The organism is Niveispirillum lacus (assembly GCF_002251795.1).
In the GTDB taxonomy this organism is placed as follows: Bacteria; Pseudomonadota; Alphaproteobacteria; order Azospirillales; family Azospirillaceae; genus Niveispirillum; species Niveispirillum lacus.
The window spans coordinates 473,513-490,963 of sequence record NZ_NOXU01000032.1; the positions used below are offsets into that span (position 1 = coordinate 473,513).

The 17,451-nt window shown below is 62.5% G+C and carries 11 protein-coding genes; 6 read left to right on the forward strand and 5 right to left on the reverse strand.

Going from position 1 to position 17,451, the window contains the following annotated elements:
- Positions 1 to 64 precede the first annotated feature (64 nt).
- Positions 65 to 697 carry an isochorismatase family protein gene (locus tag CHU95_RS21165; protein WP_094458333.1) on the forward strand — a complete coding sequence of 211 codons (633 nt, stop codon included), beginning with the start codon at positions 65 to 67 and terminating at the stop codon, positions 695 to 697.
- Between the two features lie 42 nt (positions 698 to 739).
- Here the strand turns inward: CHU95_RS21165 and CHU95_RS21170 are convergent, their stop codons facing one another.
- Positions 740 to 2,950 carry a beta-glucosidase gene (locus CHU95_RS21170; RefSeq protein WP_245838437.1) on the reverse strand — a complete coding sequence of 737 codons (2,211 nt, stop codon included), beginning with the start codon at positions 2,948 to 2,950 and terminating at the stop codon, positions 740 to 742.
- Positions 2,951 to 3,261: 311 nt separating this feature from the next.
- Here CHU95_RS21170 and CHU95_RS21175 point away from each other — a divergent pair, with 311 nt between their 5' ends.
- Both CHU95_RS21175 and CHU95_RS21180 read left to right on the forward strand, forming a co-directional pair.
- Positions 3,262 to 4,770 carry an aldehyde dehydrogenase family protein gene (locus CHU95_RS21175; protein WP_094458334.1) on the forward strand — a complete coding sequence of 503 codons (1,509 nt, stop codon included), beginning with the start codon at positions 3,262 to 3,264 and terminating at the stop codon, positions 4,768 to 4,770.
- Positions 4,771 to 4,811: 41 nt separating this feature from the next.
- On the forward strand, positions 4,812 to 7,016 hold the full coding sequence (locus tag CHU95_RS21180) for a TonB-dependent receptor (protein ID WP_094458335.1): 2,205 nt from the start codon (positions 4,812 to 4,814) through the stop codon (positions 7,014 to 7,016).
- A 42-nt stretch (positions 7,017 to 7,058) separates the two neighbouring features.
- On the opposite strand, the gene CHU95_RS21185 is transcribed toward CHU95_RS21180, so the two are convergent.
- Positions 7,059 to 9,368, reverse strand: coding sequence for a TonB-dependent receptor (locus CHU95_RS21185; protein WP_165772294.1), 2,310 nt, complete (start codon positions 9,366 to 9,368; stop codon positions 7,059 to 7,061).
- A 308-nt stretch (positions 9,369 to 9,676) separates the two neighbouring features.
- Here CHU95_RS21185 and CHU95_RS21190 point away from each other — a divergent pair, with 308 nt between their 5' ends.
- Entirely contained in the window at positions 9,677 to 10,348 is a 672-nt protein-coding gene (locus CHU95_RS21190; RefSeq protein WP_094458337.1) for a GntR family transcriptional regulator, read from the forward strand.
- A gap of 33 nt (positions 10,349 to 10,381) precedes the next feature.
- On the opposite strand, the gene CHU95_RS21195 is transcribed toward CHU95_RS21190, so the two are convergent.
- Genes CHU95_RS21195 through CHU95_RS21205 form a run of 3 tightly spaced genes read right to left on the reverse strand, consistent with a single transcriptional unit; the run spans position 10,382 to position 15,320 of the window.
- The gene (locus CHU95_RS21195; RefSeq protein ID WP_094458338.1) at positions 10,382 to 12,259 is read right to left on the reverse strand and encodes a hydantoinase B/oxoprolinase family protein; all 1,878 of its coding nucleotides are present in this window, start codon (positions 12,257 to 12,259) and stop codon (positions 10,382 to 10,384) included.
- 28 nt (positions 12,260 to 12,287) lie between these two features.
- Positions 12,288 to 14,345 carry a hydantoinase/oxoprolinase family protein gene (locus tag CHU95_RS21200; protein ID WP_094458339.1) on the reverse strand — a complete coding sequence of 686 codons (2,058 nt, stop codon included), beginning with the start codon at positions 14,343 to 14,345 and terminating at the stop codon, positions 12,288 to 12,290.
- 60 nt (positions 14,346 to 14,405) lie between these two features.
- A complete protein-coding gene (locus CHU95_RS21205) occupies positions 14,406 to 15,320 on the reverse strand; it encodes a hydroxymethylglutaryl-CoA lyase (protein ID WP_094458340.1) in 915 nt (304 codons plus the stop codon).
- Positions 15,321 to 15,564: 244 nt separating this feature from the next.
- On the opposite strand from CHU95_RS21205, the gene CHU95_RS21210 reads away from it, so the two are divergent.
- Both CHU95_RS21210 and CHU95_RS21215 read left to right on the forward strand, forming a co-directional pair.
- Positions 15,565 to 16,809, forward strand: coding sequence for a CaiB/BaiF CoA transferase family protein (locus tag CHU95_RS21210; RefSeq protein ID WP_207762576.1), 1,245 nt, complete (start codon positions 15,565 to 15,567; stop codon positions 16,807 to 16,809).
- Between the two features lie 2 nt (positions 16,810 to 16,811).
- Positions 16,812 to 17,450 (forward strand): isochorismatase family protein, encoded by a 639-nt coding sequence (locus CHU95_RS21215; RefSeq protein ID WP_094458342.1) that lies wholly within the window; start codon positions 16,812 to 16,814, stop codon positions 17,448 to 17,450.
- Position 17,451: the final 1 nt, after the last annotated feature.

Consider the following 17,451-nt stretch of genomic DNA (forward strand, 5'->3'; position numbering starts at 1 on the left):
GGTCACAGACGTTCCAGTCGCGTATCGGGAAAGGCCGTTTTCTTTGCCAAAGGGGTCGCCAATCATGGCCATTGATCTGAATGCCGATTATGCCCAGGCCGGTTTTGGCAACCGCCTGGGTTGGGGCCAGCGCCCGGCCCTGTTGATCATTGATTTCGTCAATGCCTATCTGGACCCGGCCTGCCCGCTTTATGCCGGGGTGGAGGGGGCGCAGGCCGGCGCTGTCACGCTGCTGACGGCGGCACGGGCCGCTAGCGTCCCGGTATTTCACACCAATGTTGCCTACACGCCCGGTGGCGTGGATGGCGGGGTATTCTTCCGCAAGGTCAAGGCGCTTTCCTGCTTTGAACGCGGTCTGCATCCGCATTGGGCCTCTTTCGCAACGGGGTTGGAGCCGGCAGCGGGGGAACCCGTGATCACCAAACAATATGCCAGCGCCTTTTTCGGCACATCGCTGGCTTCCACCTTGACCGCCAGCGGCATCGACACGCTGCTGATTGCCGGCCTGTCCACGTCCGGCTGCGTCCGCGCCTCGGCCCTGGATGCCTGCCAGCACGGTTTTGTGCCGCTGGTGGTGCGCGAGGCTGTGGGCGACCGAGACGCACGGGTGCATGAGGCGAACCTGTTCGATCTGAACGCCAAATATGCCGATGTCATCGGGATTGAAGAGGCGATCACGCACCTGTCGGCGCGGTGAGAAAGAAAGGGCCGGCCAGAGGTTGCCGGCCCTTTCCGTCCCTCAGGGTTTCATCACCCGCTTGCTGATTTTGGCCGTACCGGTCAATGCGGCCTTCTCTGCCGTCGGGCCCACAGTGACCTCGTACGTGCCACCCGCGATGCGCCACTGGCGTCCAGCTTCGTCAAAGCTGGCCAGCAGGCGCGGATCGGCCTTCAGCGTCACGGTGCGCGTCTCACCCGGCTTCAGGTCAACCTTGTCAAAGCCGATCAGGCGCTGCAGCTTCACCCCGCCGGCCCCGGTCAGATAGACCTGGGGCGCATCCTTGCCCGCGACAGCGCCCGTATTGGTGACCCGGAAACTGACGGTCAGCGTGTCACCACCCTTCACCGACAGCTTGTCATAGGCAAAGGTCGTGTAGGAAAGGCCGTGGCCGAAGGGAAAGAGCGGCTTCATGCCCAGGGTGGCAAAGCGGCGATAGCCGACATCGGCCCCTTCCTCATAGACCACGTCGAACTGCTGCTTCTTGGGCAGGCCCCAGCCCGGCAGATCACGGCGCGGATACTGGTCCAGGCTGGCCGGGAAGGTGACTGGCAGGCGGCCCGACGGATTGACCCGGCCGGTCAGCACATCGGCGATGGACTCACCCCCCTTCTGTCCGCTGTACCAGGCGGCGACCACCGCCCCCACCTTGTCCAGCCAGGGCATCAGGACCGGGCCGCCCGTTTGCAGGACCACGATGCTGTTGGGATTGGCGGCGGCCACCGCCTGGATCATTTCGTCCTGGCCCTGGGGCAGCGACAGGTCGTAGGCATCCAGTGCCTCGGCCATCCACTGGTTGGCGAAGACGATGGCGATATCGGCGGCCTTGGCGGCGGCGGCGGCTTCCGCCGGATAGCGACCATCCGCGAAGCTGATGGTGGCATCGGGCAGGACCGCGCGCAGCGCCTTCAACGGGGAAGAGGGATGGAATATCTGTCGGCCCCACATGGCCATGGGTCCGTCCCCACCCACCGGCACGACGCGGGCATTACCGCCCGTGGCCGTCACCTGTGACGAACCGGCACCCGACAGCACACCGGCATCTGCATGGCCGCCGATGACCACGATCCTTTTCCCGGCCCCGCCCTTCAATGGCAGAAGGCCCTTGTTGGCCAGTAGAACAATACCTTCATCGGCCACTTTCTTGGCCACCGCAGCGTGGGCGGCCGGATCAATCTGCGGCTTCACCGGCTTACCATCGAACAAGCCGGCAGCAAACATAGAGCGCAGGATACGCCGGGACATGTCGGACAGACGCGTCTCTGGCACAGTGCCGGCCAACGCCGCCTGCTTCAGCGGTTCACCGAACCAGACTTGGCTGTCCAACTGTTCACCCGACTGCTGGTCCAGCCCCTTCAAGGCATAGTCGGTGGCGTGGACTGCTCCCCAGTCTGACATGACCCAGCCCTTGTAACCCCAATCCCCCTTCAGCACGCCATTCAGCAAATGGTCGTTGCCGCAGGAATAATCGCCATTCACAAGGTTATAGGCGCACATGACAGAGCCGGGCTGGCCCTTCTCGATGGCGATCTGGAAGGCCAGCAGATCGCTTTCGCGGTGGGCGGCTTCCTGGATGATGGAATTGGCGTAGAAGCGCCCCGTTTCCTGCCCGTTCAGGCTGAAATGCTTGACGGTAGAAATAATGTTCTGGTCTTGGATCGCCTTGATGCTTTCACCCGCAAGCGTGCCAGCCAGCCACGGATCTTCCCCCAAATATTCAAAATTGCGGCCATTGCGTGGATCGCGGGCCAAGTTGACGCCGCCGGCCAGCAGCACGTTGAACCCGCGCGCCGCAGCCTCTTTGGCGATGATGGCCCCACCTTCGTAGGCGAGTTTGGGATTGAAGCTGGCGGCCAGCGCCACACTGGCTGGCAGGGCCGTCGCCGTATCGCCCGGCCGCACCTCGCCCGGATTGGTGATGCCCAGGCTGGCGTCTGTTTCCGTCAGCGCCGGAATGCCGAGACGCGGCACACCAGGGATAAAGCCAGCGCCACCCACTGATCTCGCCGGAAGGGGCGGGCCGCCGGGAAAACTCAGTGCCATCGGCCCATGCAGCAGACCGATCCGTTCATCCAGCGTCAGTTCAGCATCCAGCAACCGGGCCCGTTCATCGGGCGACAGTGACGGGTTGCGCCAACCCTCTCCCGCCGCCAGGGCAACGGCGGAACAGGACAGGCTTGCCCCACAGATGGCGGTGGCCAGGAATGGCATCAATACCCGGTTTTTCGACATGGACTCCCCTCTTGCGGCAAAGCTGTCGACGCTCATGGTTCGTTGGTTGAAGTTTCTTCAGCCTGCCACGGAAAGAAACCCGCGCCAAAATGGCGGCGGCAGTTATCCGCCAGGTGGCCATACGACTAACCGGCAGTTGATGCACAAATTTGTCGCAGTGTTCAGGCAGAACAGACCAAAATTACATTTATCGCCACACAGCGGATAAAGATGATATCGCCGCTGCCACACTCCGTTTCCTTCCCCACAATTGTTTCCCAGAACAACAACGCCGGCCAAAGGCAGCACTGACGAAACTGGGAGTACGGGATATGCAGATCGAGAACATTGTGCCGGTACAGGAAACTGTCCGCGAATGGCTGAGGAAGCCCCGACATCAACTGCTGATCGGCGGGCAGTGGGTTGACCCGGTTGCCGGCGGCACCTTGGCCACCATCAATCCCGCGACAGGCGAGGTATTGGCCCAGATCGCCGCTGCCGATGCTGCGGATGTCGACCGTGCCGTGGCCGCCGCCCGCACGGCCTTCGATGATGGTGCCTGGCGATCGATGACACCAGCCCTGCGTGCGCGCCTGTTATGGCGTATCGCCGACCTGATTGATGCCCATATTGAAGAATTGTCGGAGTTGGAGACGCTGGACCAGGGCAAGGCGCTTTATGTCGGGCGCTGGGCCGAAATCCCGATGGCTGCCGAACAATTTCGGTTCTTCGCCGGCCTGTGTACCAAGGTGACGGGCGACACGATTCCATCCAGCATCAATTATCAGCCGGTGGGCAAGCGGGTCGCGGCCTTCACCACCAAGGAGCCGGTGGGTGTGGTGGCCGCCATCACGCCCTGGAATTCGCCCTTGATCATGCATGCCATGAAACTGGCACCGGCGCTGGCCGCCGGCTGCACGGTGGTCCTGAAACCGGCGGAGGAAACGTCGCTGACGGCCCTGCGCCTTGCGGAACTGTTGGTAGAAGCGGGCGTGCCGGCCGGCGTGGTCAATGTCGTGACCGGGCTGGGCCCGGTCGTGGGGGCAGCGCTGGCCGCCCATAAGGATGTCGATAAGGTGGCCTTCACCGGCTCCACCCAGACGGGCCGCGCCATCCTGGACGGGGCCAGGGGCAATCTGAAGAAGGTGACCCTGGAACTGGGTGGTAAGTCGCCGGTCGTGATCATGCCGGATGCGGATCTGGATGCCGCCATCCCTGGGGCTGCCAATGCCATCTTCTTTAATGGCGGACAGGTCTGTGTGGCGGGGTCGCGGCTTTATGCTCACCGGTCCATCTTTGACAAGGTGGTGGCCGGTGTGGCGGCGATTGCCCGCAGCACCCGCCTGGGTCACGGCCTCTCACCAGACACACAGATGGGGCCGCTGGTCAGCAAGCGCCAGGCCGACCGGGTGAAGGCCTATATCGATCAGGCGGTGGCCGATGGCGCCACCCTGGTGACGGGCGGCGGGCAGAAAGGCCCCGCTGGCACCTTCATCGAGCCGACCGTGATCACCAATGCTGATCCTGCATCGCGTATCATGTGCGAAGAAGTGTTTGGCCCCGTGGTGGTCGCCACCCCGTTCGACGATGTGGCAGAAGTGGTCGCCGCCGCCAATGACACCGAATTTGGTCTGGCTGCGAGCGTCTGGACCCAGGACCTGTCGGCGGCACACCGCCTTTCATCCGATATCCGCGCCGGTACGGTGTGGGTGAACTGTCACTCGTTCTGGGATGTGGCGCTGCCCATCGGTGGGTTCAAACAGTCAGGCTGGGGCCGCGAAAGCGGGGCCGGAGCCATCGAAAAATACTTGGAAATCAAAACCGTGTGCATGGTCCTGTGACCTGCCGGTAATGTGACCACTCGATCAAGGATCAATATCTGATGTTCGCCAATCGCAAGACCGGCCGTTCGCTGCTCCTGGCCACGACCATCGTTGCCACCGCTCCCCCAGCGCTCTCGCAGACCAACAATCTGGTGCTGGATGAGATTATCGTGACGGCCCAGCGTCGCGAAACCTCGCTCCAGACGACGCCCGTCGCCGTCACGGCCCTGAACGCCGACGCCCTGGCCACCCAGAATGTCAGTAGTGCAGAGGATCTGTCCGCCCTGGTTCCCAGCCTGACCATGCTGCCCGTCACGGCCAGCCGGTCCACCCTGCAGGTGGGCCTGCGCGGTGGTACGGAACAGTCAGGCGGTCTGGTCACGTCTGAATCCGCTGTCGCCTTCTATGTCGATGACGTCTATCGCGGCCGTCTGGCCGGGTCGAATATGGAACTGGCCGATATTCAGCGGGTCGAGGTGCTGCGCGGGCCGCAGGGCACGCTCTATGGCCGCAACTCCTTCTCCGGTGCCATCAAGATCGTCACCCGCACGCCGGGGGAGGATGAATGGGCAGAGGTTCAGGGCGGTATCGGGTCACAGGATCTGGTTTATGGTGCCGCCTCCTGGGGTGGTGACGTCATTGACAATGCGCTGGGCGCATCGCTTTCCGTGCTGTACCGCGACCAGGACGGCTATGTGTATAATCAGGCCCTGAACAAGGATGTGTTCGGGCAAGAGAATCTGGCCCTGCGCGGCAAGCTGCATTTCTATGGGCGTGAGGGGCTGAAGGCCACCCTGGCGGTCACCCACACCAAAGACCGCAATGACGGCCCGGCCAACCTGATCCCCGTCCGCTTTGCCGGCACCTTCCCCACCCTGGCGGCCAACGCGGTTTCCACCACCGACGCCATCCCCCGTGCCGGTTCCCGCTATGTCAGCCTGTCGACCGCCGAACCCGATGGCTATACCGACCAGACGGCAGTATCGCTGGATATCAGTGCCGAATGGGGCGAAGTGACGGTGCGGTCCATTTCTGCCTTTGTCGGTACGCAGGACGGTTTCGCGTTCGACCTGTCGGGCGGCATCCGCAACCCCGACGGCAGCTACCGTCCCAACGGTCTGGTGCGGGATGGCCGTGGCAGCACCGACCAATATAGCCAGGAACTCCAGTTCCAGGGTGATGGGCTGGACGGCACGCTGAACTGGATCACGGGACTGTATTACTTCCGCGAAGAAAGCCATCAGGTACTGAAGGACCAGTTGGTACTGGGCCAGTTCTTCACCATGCCCGTCCTGCCGCAGACCATCGACACCACCACCGACAGCTACGCCGCCTTTATCCAGGCGACTTATCAGGTGGATGACCGTCTGTCCGTGACCGGCGGCCTGCGCTATACCAAGGACAAGAAGAAGCTGGATGGCACCATCCAGAACTATCTGCCCTTTGGGCCCGGCCCGGCCATCGCGCTGGTCCCGGTCAAGCGCGAACCCAGTTTCAGCGCCTGGTCGCCGAAATTGGGGGTGGACTATAAGATCACAGACGACGTCTTTGCCTATGCCACGGTGTCGCGCGGGTTCAAAGCCGGTGGTTTCAATGGGCTGGCCGTGGCCAACCCCGTGGTATTCGGCACCGTCTATGATCCTCAGACCGTCTGGGCCTATGAGGGTGGGTTGAAGGTCACGGGCCTGGAGGGGCGGCTGCGGGCCAACCTCTCCGTCTATCGAAACGACCTGTATGATTTGCAGCAGACCGAACAGGTCGCCGCCGGTTCCTTCGCCGTTCGCAATATCGGCAATGCCCGTGTGGACGGTGTGGAACTGGAACTGACCCTGAAGGCGGCGGAAGGGCTGGATCTGTTCGCCAATCTGGGCCTGATGGACGACCAGTACAAATCCAAGAACCCCCTGTCCGACAGCGCCACCTCGGGCGCCAAGCATCTGCCCCTGCTCTCACCGTGGAGCATCCAGACCGGCTTCACCTATGAAACCCCTGCCTTCTGGCAGGATCAGGCACGGGTGCGGCTATCGGCCAGCTACCAGTATCAGGATGATTATTATTCCACCGTCGCCAACCTGATCCGGACAGAGACGGTGGGTCTGGTCAGTGGGTCCGTCGCCCTTGTGTCCGACAATGAGAGCTGGAGCCTGACCTTGGCCGGCAAGAACCTGACCAACGAAAGCTACTTCACCACGGCCCCCAGTAGCGCCGCCATCGCCGTAGCGGAGCCGCGCACCTGGACCCTGACGGCGGGGTACAAGTTCTGACAAGATGGGCGGGGCCGATCGCCGGCCCCGCCCCTTTGATGATCAGAAGCGTGCCTTCAACTCCACACCCACCGTGCGCGGCGGGGCCTTTGTGGTGAAGTTGAAGACGGTGGTGTTGGGCACGACCAGCACCACGCCATCGACATTGTAGCGCTTGTCAAACAGGTTGCGGGCATAGAGCGTGGCGCTCCATGTCTCGTTTTCCACACCAAGCCGGACATTGACCAGATCAATGGCCGGCCGTTCCGTACCGGGCGTGTTCAGCGTGTCATAGAACATCGGGCCAGTGCGGTTATATTCCACACGTGCCGACATATCGTAATCAGCAAAGACCGGTACCGTATACTGGGCGCCCAGGATCGCGTCATATTTGGCCGTGAACGGGAAGCGGTTGCCGACAGTCTGCGGCAATTCGGCATTCTTCTTGATCTCGCTGTCCAGATAGCCGTAGCCGAAGAACAGGTCCAACCCTTCGGCCACGCGTGCCTGACCGTCAAATTCGAAGCCCCGGATCTGGTTGCGATCGACAATGGAGATCACGCGCGACAGCGAGAAGGGGAAGAACTGGAAATATTGGGCGTTTTCCACCTTCGTGCTGAAGGCCGCGACATTCAGGGTCAGACGGCCATCCAGCAGGCGGCTTTTCACGCCCGCCTCATAAGAAGACGAGGTCTCCTTGCCGAACGCATCCTGAACGGTGGTGTTGCGCACACCGTCAGTGTTGATGATGTTGAAACGGCTGCCCAACGGGTTGAAACCGCCGGAGCGGAAGCCCTCGCCATAGGTGGCGTAGAGTGACACATCCTCCGTCGCCTTCCAGCGCAAGGACACCCGCGGCTGTGCGGCACTAAACTTGTCCGAACGGACCAGACCCGTCACATTGGGAAGCGGGGAGAAAGCAGCCGGCGTCAGGTTTTTGGTCTCACGATCTTCCTTGTCGTACCGCATGGCGGTCGAGATTTCGAGTTCGGGCGTGATGTCATAGGCCACCTGACCGAACACCGCCCAGGCCTCGTTGGTATTGTCAGTCCAGGTGACGGCGACGACCGGGTTTGCCGCACCACCCAGCGGATCAGGCACAATCACGCCCTGGCCCAAATCGTTACCGCGGTTCAACACGACCTCGCGGTTGAACTTGATATAATAGGCGCCGGCGATATAGCGCAGGCGGTTCTCACCGGGCGAGGTAAAGCGCAGTTCAAAGGACGTATCGTCCTGATTACGCTCCTGATACTGCGTACCATCGCGCAGGGTGGGCCCATAACCTTCGATCAAAGCCGGATTGGTGAAAAAGGCAGACGGGGCTGGACCACCGGGGAACGGCACCCCAAACAAGGCCAAGTCCACCGCACCTTCGCCGCCCATATTCTCCTTCAGGTCGTGATAGGCGGCGGTGAAAGTGAGGGTGCCCGCCTCACTGTTCCAATCCACCTTGCCCGACAGGTCAACACGTTCCTGATTGTTGAAGCTGCGCACATTGCCGGCATAGGGGATGGAGGTGTCCCGGATATCCACACCGGTGACAAAGCCGGGCGTGCCAGCCGTCTGGTTATTGAAGTTGAAGGCGTACCCGTCGATCTCGCCATAGCCCGCCGACAGGTCGATCTCAATATCTTCCGTCGCCTTATAGACCAGACGGCCCCGCACCAAGCTTTCGGTGAAGGGGTCTTCCTTTTCCTTCAGGGTGATATTGTCGTAAAAGCCCTTGCGATCCTTGTGGACGGCCGTGACGCGGGCGAACAGCTTGTTCTCCACCAGCGGGCCACCGACATAACCGCCGACCTTATATTCATTGCCGCGGAACTCGTATCCGGCCTGTACCTGGCCTTCCGGCGTATCGCCGGGCTTCTTGGTGCTGACCAGGATGGCACCACCGATGGCGTTACGGCCATAAATCGATCCCAACGGACCCTTGATCACCTCGATCTGCTCAATATCCACCATCTCCTGGTTAAAGGCGTTGGGGTTGGGCACCAGCACCCCGTCCAGGACATAGGCAAAAGGCGGCTCGGCATCACGCGGCTGAATGACGCCACGGATATGGACCTGGCTTTCACCGACATTGGTGGTCTGCAGGAAGCTGACATTGGGGGTGAGGGCCAGGAAGTCGGCCGGGCCGGAAATGCCCGCCTTCTCAATCGTCTCCGACGTGAACGCCGCCACCGCCACCGGCGTCTCGCGCGCGGTTTCGTTGCGCTGGCGCGCGATGACCACGATTTCCTCGATCATGGTGGCGCTGTTGGCCCCTGCCGGCGGCGCGCTCTGCGCCTGCGCTGGCATATTGGATACAATCATTGATGCACATATGGCCGTGCCGGTCAGCAGGCGGGCCGAGGAAATACCGTTTCGCATGATCACCTGTCTCCGCTGTTCCATGGATTTTATTGATTTTCCGGGGCTGGACCGGCGTGTCGCCGTCCCGCTCGCCTCAGCAAAAACTTATATGAGATTCCGCTTTCGGCAAGCGCGGATGCATGACATTGTATACTTTATCGATTGGATGTGACGCGAATGCCGCGGTGGCTGCCAAAGCTACGCGGCGCAGGATGTGGTTACCCGACGCACCGGCCCGACAGAACGGATGGGTGGTGCGATCACCCGTCCTTGCGCTAAGAACAAGTGTCACTCCGCCGGGTTGGAAGCCACCAGGACATGCAGCGATGAGCAATGCCGTCGAAAAGGCCTATGCCGAAATCCGCGACGCCATCCATGCCGGCCGATTCCCTCCCGGCGCGCACCTGAAGGAAGGGGAGCTGGCCGATCTGATCGGCGTCAGCCGCACCCCCATCCGCGAGGCGCTGCGCCGGTTGAATGCCGAAGGGGCGGTGAAGTTCATGCGCAACCACGGCGCCTTTGTCGCCGACTGGTCGCTGGATGAGATCAAGGAAATCTTTGATCTGCGCGCCATGCTGGAGGGCTACGCCGTCGAACGCGCCGCCGAACGCGCCACTCCGGAACAGGTGGCGCGGCTCCGGCAGTTGGCCGAAGAGATGCTGGCGCTGGAACCCAAGGCAACAGCCGCCGCGTTATCCCGGATTGCAGAGGCGAATGGCGAGTTCCACCGCCTGATTGTGCAAGCCGCCGGCACGCAGCGCCTGTCCCTGATGATGGCGCAGGTGGTCGAGGTGCCGCTGGTCCTGCGCACCTTCCACCGCTACAACGCCGAAGCGCTGCGCCGCAGCCTGCGCCACCATATGGAAATCGTCTCCGCCTTTGAGGTGCGCGACGGTGCCTGGGCCGGCTCCGTGATGCGCAGCCACATCGCCGCCGCCTGGCACGCGATTGAGGCAAGCCGGGCGGAAACGATGGCGGTCAGGGAAGCAGCGGAGTGATTGGCGGGGCACCGAGCCCCGCCAATCAACTTCTCACGCCGCCCGCACACTTTCCTGCATCGCCGGATCAACCGGGGCCGGAAGGCCGGTTTCCGCCACACAGCGTTCGCGCAGTTCTTCGATGTCACCGCCAAAGTTAAACAGGCCCGTCTCGCCCCGCGCCGTGCGAAGGCTGTCGCGCAGGCTGTCCGTGGCCGCCGCATCCACCGATCCGTCGGCGGCCAGCACCACGCCATAGCGCTTGGCGCCGTCTGCCGTGACCAGCCCACGCTTGACGTCCCCCGCCACCAGCGCCGGGTCGCGGGCCAGCGGGTCGCCCCAGCCGCCGCCGCCCCAGGTGTCGAAGATCAGCAGGTCGCCGGGGCGGACCTGGATATCGTCAATCTTGGCAGCCAGCACCTTTTCTGTGCCATCAGCCCGGATCAGGACGCGGCGGGAACGCCAGCCGGGTTCGCCACCATTCACACCCCAGGGATAGGTGAACCAGCGATCATCATGGATGGCGATGGCACCCGGTTCGAGGAAACGATAAGCGATGCGCACACCATTGCCGCCGCGATGCAGGCCGGGGCCGCCACTGTCGGGAATGGTCTCATACCGCTCGATGCGCAGCGGGAAATAGGCTTCCAGGAACTCGTTGGGCACATTGGTGAAATTGGGCCACAGTGAATGTCCGTCCGGCCCATCGCCAAAGGGGCGGCCCGGAATGCCACCAAAGCCGATCTGGAACAACTGGTAGTACTTTCCAGACCCGCGATAGGTGCCCGACAGCATCAAATGCGGGGAGGAGGAGAAACCGGCCGCGTTCAGGAATTCCGGCGTGCGCTGCCCCAACAAGGCCCCCAGCACGTCGAACACCCGCCCAATACCATGGGTACGGCAGGACAGCGCTGCCGGATATTTCGGCTTCAGCAGCGATCCTTCCGGGATGCGGGTTTCCACCAGATCATAGAAGCCGTCATTGAACAGGATCTGCGGGTCGAAGACCATGATCATGTAGATGCCGAAGAACATCTTCAGCATATTTTCATTGAGGTAGAAGTTGATCGAGCTTTCCGACTGGGGCGAGGTGCCTTCCCAGTCCAAGATCACCTTATCGCCCTCCCGCCACATGGTGGCCTTCAGCTTGTATGGACCATATCCGCGACCATCGTCACAGATGTAGTCCTCAAAGCTGACCTTTTCTTCACTAATGGAAGTGGCGATCAGTTGCGCCATGGCGCGTTTGTTCCGCTCCAGCAACTCTCCCGTTGCAGAAACGAATGTTTCGGTCCCGAAACGGCCACAGAGTTCCGTGATCCGTCGGGCAGCGATTCGACAGGACGCGATGATGGCATTCAGGTCCGACCGGCACCAGTCGCGCGTGCGGGTATTGTTCAGGACCAGTTCCAGCAGATCCTCGTTCAACACACCCTTACGATACAGCTTTACGGGCGGGATGCGGATGCCTTCCTGGAAAATGGAAGTCGCATCGGTGGGCAGGCTGCCCGGCACCTTGCCGCCGACATCGGTCTGATGGCCGAAATGGCAGGTCCAGGCGACCAGCTTGCCATCCTTGAAGACCGGCATGATCACCAGCCAGTCATTCAGATGGCTGATGGCCCCTTCTACCGAATAGGGGTCGGACAACCAGATGATGTCGCCTTCTTCGATCGTGCCCTTGTAGTTCTTCAGGAAGCCGCCCAGGAAGGAGCCGAACTGCCCCACCACCATCTTGCCTTCGTTATTGGCGATCAGGGGGAAGGCGTCGCCCTGTTCACGGATGCCGGGCGACATGGCCGTGCGGAACAGGGTGGCATCCATTTCCGCGCGCGCATTGCGCAGGGCGTTTTCAATGATGTCCAGCGTGATCGGGTCGATGGCGACCTTCTGGAACGGGGTGGGGTTGGTTTCAATGATCTTGGCAACCATGGGTCTGTCCCTCTGTCCAGAAGTGTCGTCAGGCGGTGGCGAGCGGGCGGATCAGGATCAGCCCGTAATCGTCAACCTCCGCCCCATGGTCGGGCAGCAGCACGGTGGTGCTGTCCATTTCACAAATGATGGCAGGACCGGTGATAAAGTCACCGGCCTTCAGCTTGGCCCGGTCGTAAATGACCGCCGGATGCTCCTTGCCATCAGCCCAGAGGACATGGTCGCGCACCTTGGCAGCCGCCGGGTTGCCATCGCCGCGCGGCAGCCTTTCCAGACGGATGGCTGAGGCCTTGCCCAGCGCCGTGGCACGGACCGTCACCAGCTCCCGGTCGCTGTCCAGGCAGAAGGTAAACAAGCGCTCGTGCTCCTTGTCAAAGGATGCTGCCAACGCTTCCAGCCCGCCTTCCGCAAACCCGTCGAGCGCCACGGGTAACGACACTTCGAACGCCTGCCCCGAATATCGCACCCCGGCCTCAAACGTGATTTCCTGATCCGCTTCCGCCACCCCCTCGGCCAGCAGTTCGCGGGCCACCGCGGCACGCAGGTCGGCCAGCAGCGCCGCAACATTGGCATTGCTCACTTCGGCAAAAATCTTGCCCACCGACTTGGCGCGTTCGGCGCGCAGGCGGGTGGTGGCATCGCCAAAGGCGCACAGCACGCCGGGACTGGGCGGCACAATGACCGGCCAGCTACCCAGCAGCTTGCCCAGGGCATTGGCATGCAGCGGCCCCGCCCCACCGAAGGCCACCAGCGCGAAATCGCGCGGGTCATACCCCTGCTGAACCGAGATCAGGCGCAGGGCCCCCATCATCGTCTCATTGGCGATCGAATAGATGCCGTTGGCGGCCGCCGCCAGATCAATGCCCAGCGTGTCGGCGATGTTCTGCACCGACGCCGACGCCGCGGGCCGGTCCAACCGCATGGTGCCGCCCAATAACTCTTCGGGCAGGTAACCCAGCACGACATTGGCGTCGGTCACGGTCGGCTTATCCCCGCCGCGGGAATAGCAGACGGGGCCGGGCACGGCCCCGGCCGACGCCGGGCCCACGCGCAGCGCCTTGGTGAGGTCCGGCACAAAGGCGATGGAGCCGCCGCCGGCCCCGACCGTGCGGATATCCAGCGATGTGGCACGCACCTTCAGATCACCGCATTCGGTTTCGCGCGCCAGACGCGGCTGACCATTTTCGATCAACGCCACGTCGGTCGACGTGCCGCCGACATCGACAGTCAGCAGATTCTTGAAGCCCGACTTGCCGCACACCCACAGCGCCCCGGCCACACCGCCGGCCGGTCCGCTCATCAGCAGATTAACGGGATGATCCTGGGCCTTTTCAAAGCTCATCAGACCGGCGTCGGAGCGCAGCAGGTTCATCTGCCCGTTCATGCCGGCCTTGTTCAGTTCGGCCTTCAGGTTGCGCACATAATTGGCCACACGCGGGCGGACATAGGAATTGGCAACGGTCGTCAGGGCGCGTTCATATTCCTGCATCTCCGGCAGCACCTCGGACGACAGCGACACGGGCAGATCGGGGAAGACCTCCCGCGCGATCTGGCCGGCCCGCACCTCATGCGCGTCATTGCGATAGGCATTGATGAAGGCGATGGTCAGGGCCTCGATCCCCTCCCCCTTCAGCTTTTCCAGGGCGACGCGCAGGGCAGCCTCGTCCAGGGGCGTGACGATCGACCCGTCCGCCCCGATACGCTCCGGCACTTCTACGGTGCATTCCAGGGGGGCCGTCAGCGGCGGCTTGTTCCAGACGATCCAGCCGGCCAGGCCGCCCGGCACGAAGCTGCGCGCAATGTGCAGCACCTGGCGGTAACCGTCTGTCGTCACCAGCCCCACCCGCGCCCCGGTGCTGGTCAGCACGGTATTGGTGGCGACCGTGGTGCCATGCATGAAAAGCTGCACATCCTTCGGATCAATGCCCGCCTTGGCGCAGATTTTCAGGGTGCCGGTAACAACAGCCACCGACGGGTCGTGCGGGGTGGACGGCACCTTGTCGCGAAAGGTTTCCCCCGTCTCATCCTCGATCAGCAGCAGGTCCGTGAAGGTTCCCCCCACGTCCACGCCGAGCCTGTAAGCCATTCTAAAACTCCTGTTCCCGAATGTTTTTCTGCTTTCGATGCGGCGTGGCTTGTCCCGCCGCTATTCCGCTGCTTGCGCTGGTGCCGGGAACATGCCTGCCCGCCCCAGCATCGCCGGATTCCGGCGTCCGATGATCCCTTCCAACCAACGGGCAGCCTCTATGGCCGCCGCAAGGTCGATACCGGAGGCGATCTTCATACGGTTCAGCATGTAGACCAGATCCTCGGTCGGGATGTTGCCCGTGGCCGCCGGCGCAAAGGGGCAGCCGCCGATGCCCCCCAGCGAACTGTCCAGGACAGCAACGCCGACAGTCGTCGCCGCATAGGCATTGGCGATGCCGGTATTGCGGGTGTTATGAAAATGGGCGCGCAGACGAATGCCGGGAAGGGCTTCGGCTACGGCCTGAAACCGTTCCACCACATCGGCAGGACTGGCCACACCGATCGTATCGGCCAGGGCAATCTCATCCACACCATGGTCGGCGGCACGCTTGGCCACTTCCACCACCCGCGCTACCGCAACCTCCCCCTCAAAAGGGCAACCGAAAGACGCGCCGATGGTCACGCTGGTCGGAATCTTGGCCGCACGGGCGGCGGCCGCCACTTCCGCCCAACCGGTCAGCGTTTCCATCGTCGGGGCACCATTATTGCGCTGGCTGAAGGTGTCGGACGCCACCAGCACATAGTTCACTTCGGTCACACCAGCGGCCAATGCCCGATCGAAACCACGGCCATTCATGGCCAGACCGATATAGGAGACGCCGTTGTCGCGGGGCAATGCTGCCAACACCGCTTCGGCATCCGCCATCTGTGGCACACGCTTGGGATTGACGAAACTGGTCACCTCAATCCGCTTTGCCCCGGCCGCGATGGCGCGGTTGATCAATTCCACCTTCTGTTCGGTGCTGACGGGCGTGGCCTCGTTCTGCAAGCCGTCGCGAGGGCTGACCTCGACGATTTCCACCTGGGAAGGCATCCGCTTCTTCCTTGCTGCGGACAGGCAGGCCAATGGCCCGACATGCCCTAATCGCTGTCAAATGTATACAACCATGCCCGACACAGCCCTGACAAGAGGGTTTGAGCACCGGATTTTCTCCGCACCACCCCTTGCCATGGCGCCTTATTATGTGCATCCTTTAGCGGAACTCCAGTCGGCAGGCCCTTCCCCGCCACCGACCGGGGCCGAAATTCCAAATGTATACATTGATTGGGAGACGACGGTGACGGACCAGGGCATCGACGCCAATGAAAGCACGGGTCAGGTGGCCAAGCGCCAAGGCCCCCTGACCGACCTGCGCGTGATCGAGATGGGGCAGCTTCTGGCCGGGCCCTTCTGCGGTCAGTTGCTGGCCGATTTCGGGGCGGAGGTGATCAAGCTGGAGCAGCCCGGCAGCGGTGACCCGATGCGCGAATGGGGTCGGGAAAAGCCGCATGGCAAGTCGCTGTGGTGGCCGGTCGTCGCCCGCAACAAAAAATCGGTGACCCTCAATCTGCGCGAAAAGGCAGCCCAACAGATCGTGCGTGATCTGGTGGCCAAGTCCGACATCCTGATTGAGAATTTCCGCCCCGGCACCATGGAACGCTGGGGCTTGGGTTATGATGTGCTGTCGCAGATCAATCCCAAACTGGTGATGGTGCGGGTCACGGGTTTTGGCCAGACGGGGCCCTATGCGTCACAGGCCGGCTATGGCTCCATCGGGGAGGCTATGGGCGGCCTGCGTTATGTGGTGGGTGACCCGTCCACGGCGCCCTCACGCATGGGCATTTCCATCGGCGACAGTCTGGCCGCCACCTATGCCGCGTTGGGCGCCCTGATGGCCGTCCATGCGCGTGAACGCACCGGCCGGGGGCAGGTCGTGGACAGCGCGATCTATGAGGCGGTGCTGGCCATGATGGAAAGTCTGGTCACCGAGTATGACCAGACCGGCTATGTGCGTGAACGCACCGGCCCCATCCTGCCCAATGTGGCGCCCAGCAACGTCTATCCGACCAGCGACGGCCAGATGATCCTGATCGCCGCCAACCAGGACACAGTGTTCAAGCGTCTTGCCGACGCCATGGAACAGCCCGAACTGGCCAGCAATCCGCGCTATGCTACCCATTCGGCGCGCGGTGCCGTGCAGCAGGAACTGGACGATCTGATTTCCCACTGGACCCGCACGGTGGAAGCCGGGCCGCTTCTGGACCTGATGGAAAAACACGGTGTGCCGGCCGGGCGTATCTACCGTGCGCCGGAGATGATGCAGGACCCGCATTTCCAGGCCCGTCAGAACATCATCAAAGTAGCTCATCCGATCTTTGGCAAACTGGCCATGCAGAACGTGGCCCCGCGCCTGTCCGATACGCCGGGCGGCGTGGTCCATCCTGGCCCCGAGCTGGGTGAACATACGGCTGAAGTGCTGGGCGGCATTCTGGGCCTGGACCAGGACCGTCTGTCAGCGTTGAAGGCGGCGGGGATCATCTGAACATGGCACAGGACCTGGATGCCGATTATGCGCAGGCGGGGTTCGGGCACCGGTTGGGCTGGGGCAAACGCCCGGCTCTGCTGATCATTGATTTCGTCAATGCCTACCTCGACCCTGCCTGCCCGCTTTATGCCGGCGTGGAGAACGTCCGCGATCAGGCGGCAACCTTGTTGTTGGCCGCCCGCGCCGCCGGCATCCCGGTCTTTCATACCAATGTCGCCTACACACCGGGCGGTGTGGATGGAGGGGTGTTTTTCCGTAAGGTGAAGGCCTTGTCCTGTTTTGAACGCGGTCTGCATCCGCATTGGGCCGCCTTTGCCGACGGGCTGGAACCGGCGGCCGGGGAGCCGGTGATCACCAAACAATATGCCAGCGCCTTTTTCGGCACATCACTGGCCTCCACCCTGGCGTCCAGTGGCATCGACACGCTGCTGATCGCCGGCCTGTCGACCTCTGGCTGTGTGCGGGCCTCGGCGCTGGATGCCTGCCAGCATGGTTTCATACCGCTGGTCGTGCAGGATGCAGTGGGGGACAGAGACCCACGGGTGCATAAGGCGAACCTGTTCGACCTGAACGCCAAATATGCCGATGTGGTGGGGCTGGAAGAGGTTGTCACCCATCTGGCGACCATCGTTCGGTAAG

What these genes read in the sequence shown, in the direction of transcription:
- CHU95_RS21185 (WP_165772294.1), bottom strand. Translation starts at nt 9,368, where the DNA reads ATGCGAAACGGTATTTCCTCGGCCCGCCTGCTGACCGGCACGGCCATA.
- CHU95_RS21170 (WP_245838437.1), bottom strand. Translation starts at nt 2,950, where the DNA reads ATGTCGAAAAACCGGGTATTGATGCCATTCCTGGCCACCGCCATCTGT.
- CHU95_RS21215 (WP_094458342.1), top strand. Translation starts at nt 16,812, where the DNA reads ATGGCACAGGACCTGGATGCCGATTATGCGCAGGCGGGGTTCGGGCAC.
- CHU95_RS21180 (WP_094458335.1), top strand. Translation starts at nt 4,812, where the DNA reads ATGTTCGCCAATCGCAAGACCGGCCGTTCGCTGCTCCTGGCCACGACC.
- CHU95_RS21205 (WP_094458340.1), bottom strand. Translation starts at nt 15,320, where the DNA reads ATGCCTTCCCAGGTGGAAATCGTCGAGGTCAGCCCTCGCGACGGCTTG.
- CHU95_RS21165 (WP_094458333.1), top strand. Translation starts at nt 65, where the DNA reads ATGGCCATTGATCTGAATGCCGATTATGCCCAGGCCGGTTTTGGCAAC.
- CHU95_RS21200 (WP_094458339.1), bottom strand. Translation starts at nt 14,345, where the DNA reads ATGGCTTACAGGCTCGGCGTGGACGTGGGGGGAACCTTCACGGACCTG.
- CHU95_RS21175 (WP_094458334.1), top strand. Translation starts at nt 3,262, where the DNA reads ATGCAGATCGAGAACATTGTGCCGGTACAGGAAACTGTCCGCGAATGG.
- CHU95_RS21195 (WP_094458338.1), bottom strand. Translation starts at nt 12,259, where the DNA reads ATGGTTGCCAAGATCATTGAAACCAACCCCACCCCGTTCCAGAAGGTC.
- CHU95_RS21190 (WP_094458337.1), top strand. Translation starts at nt 9,677, where the DNA reads ATGAGCAATGCCGTCGAAAAGGCCTATGCCGAAATCCGCGACGCCATC.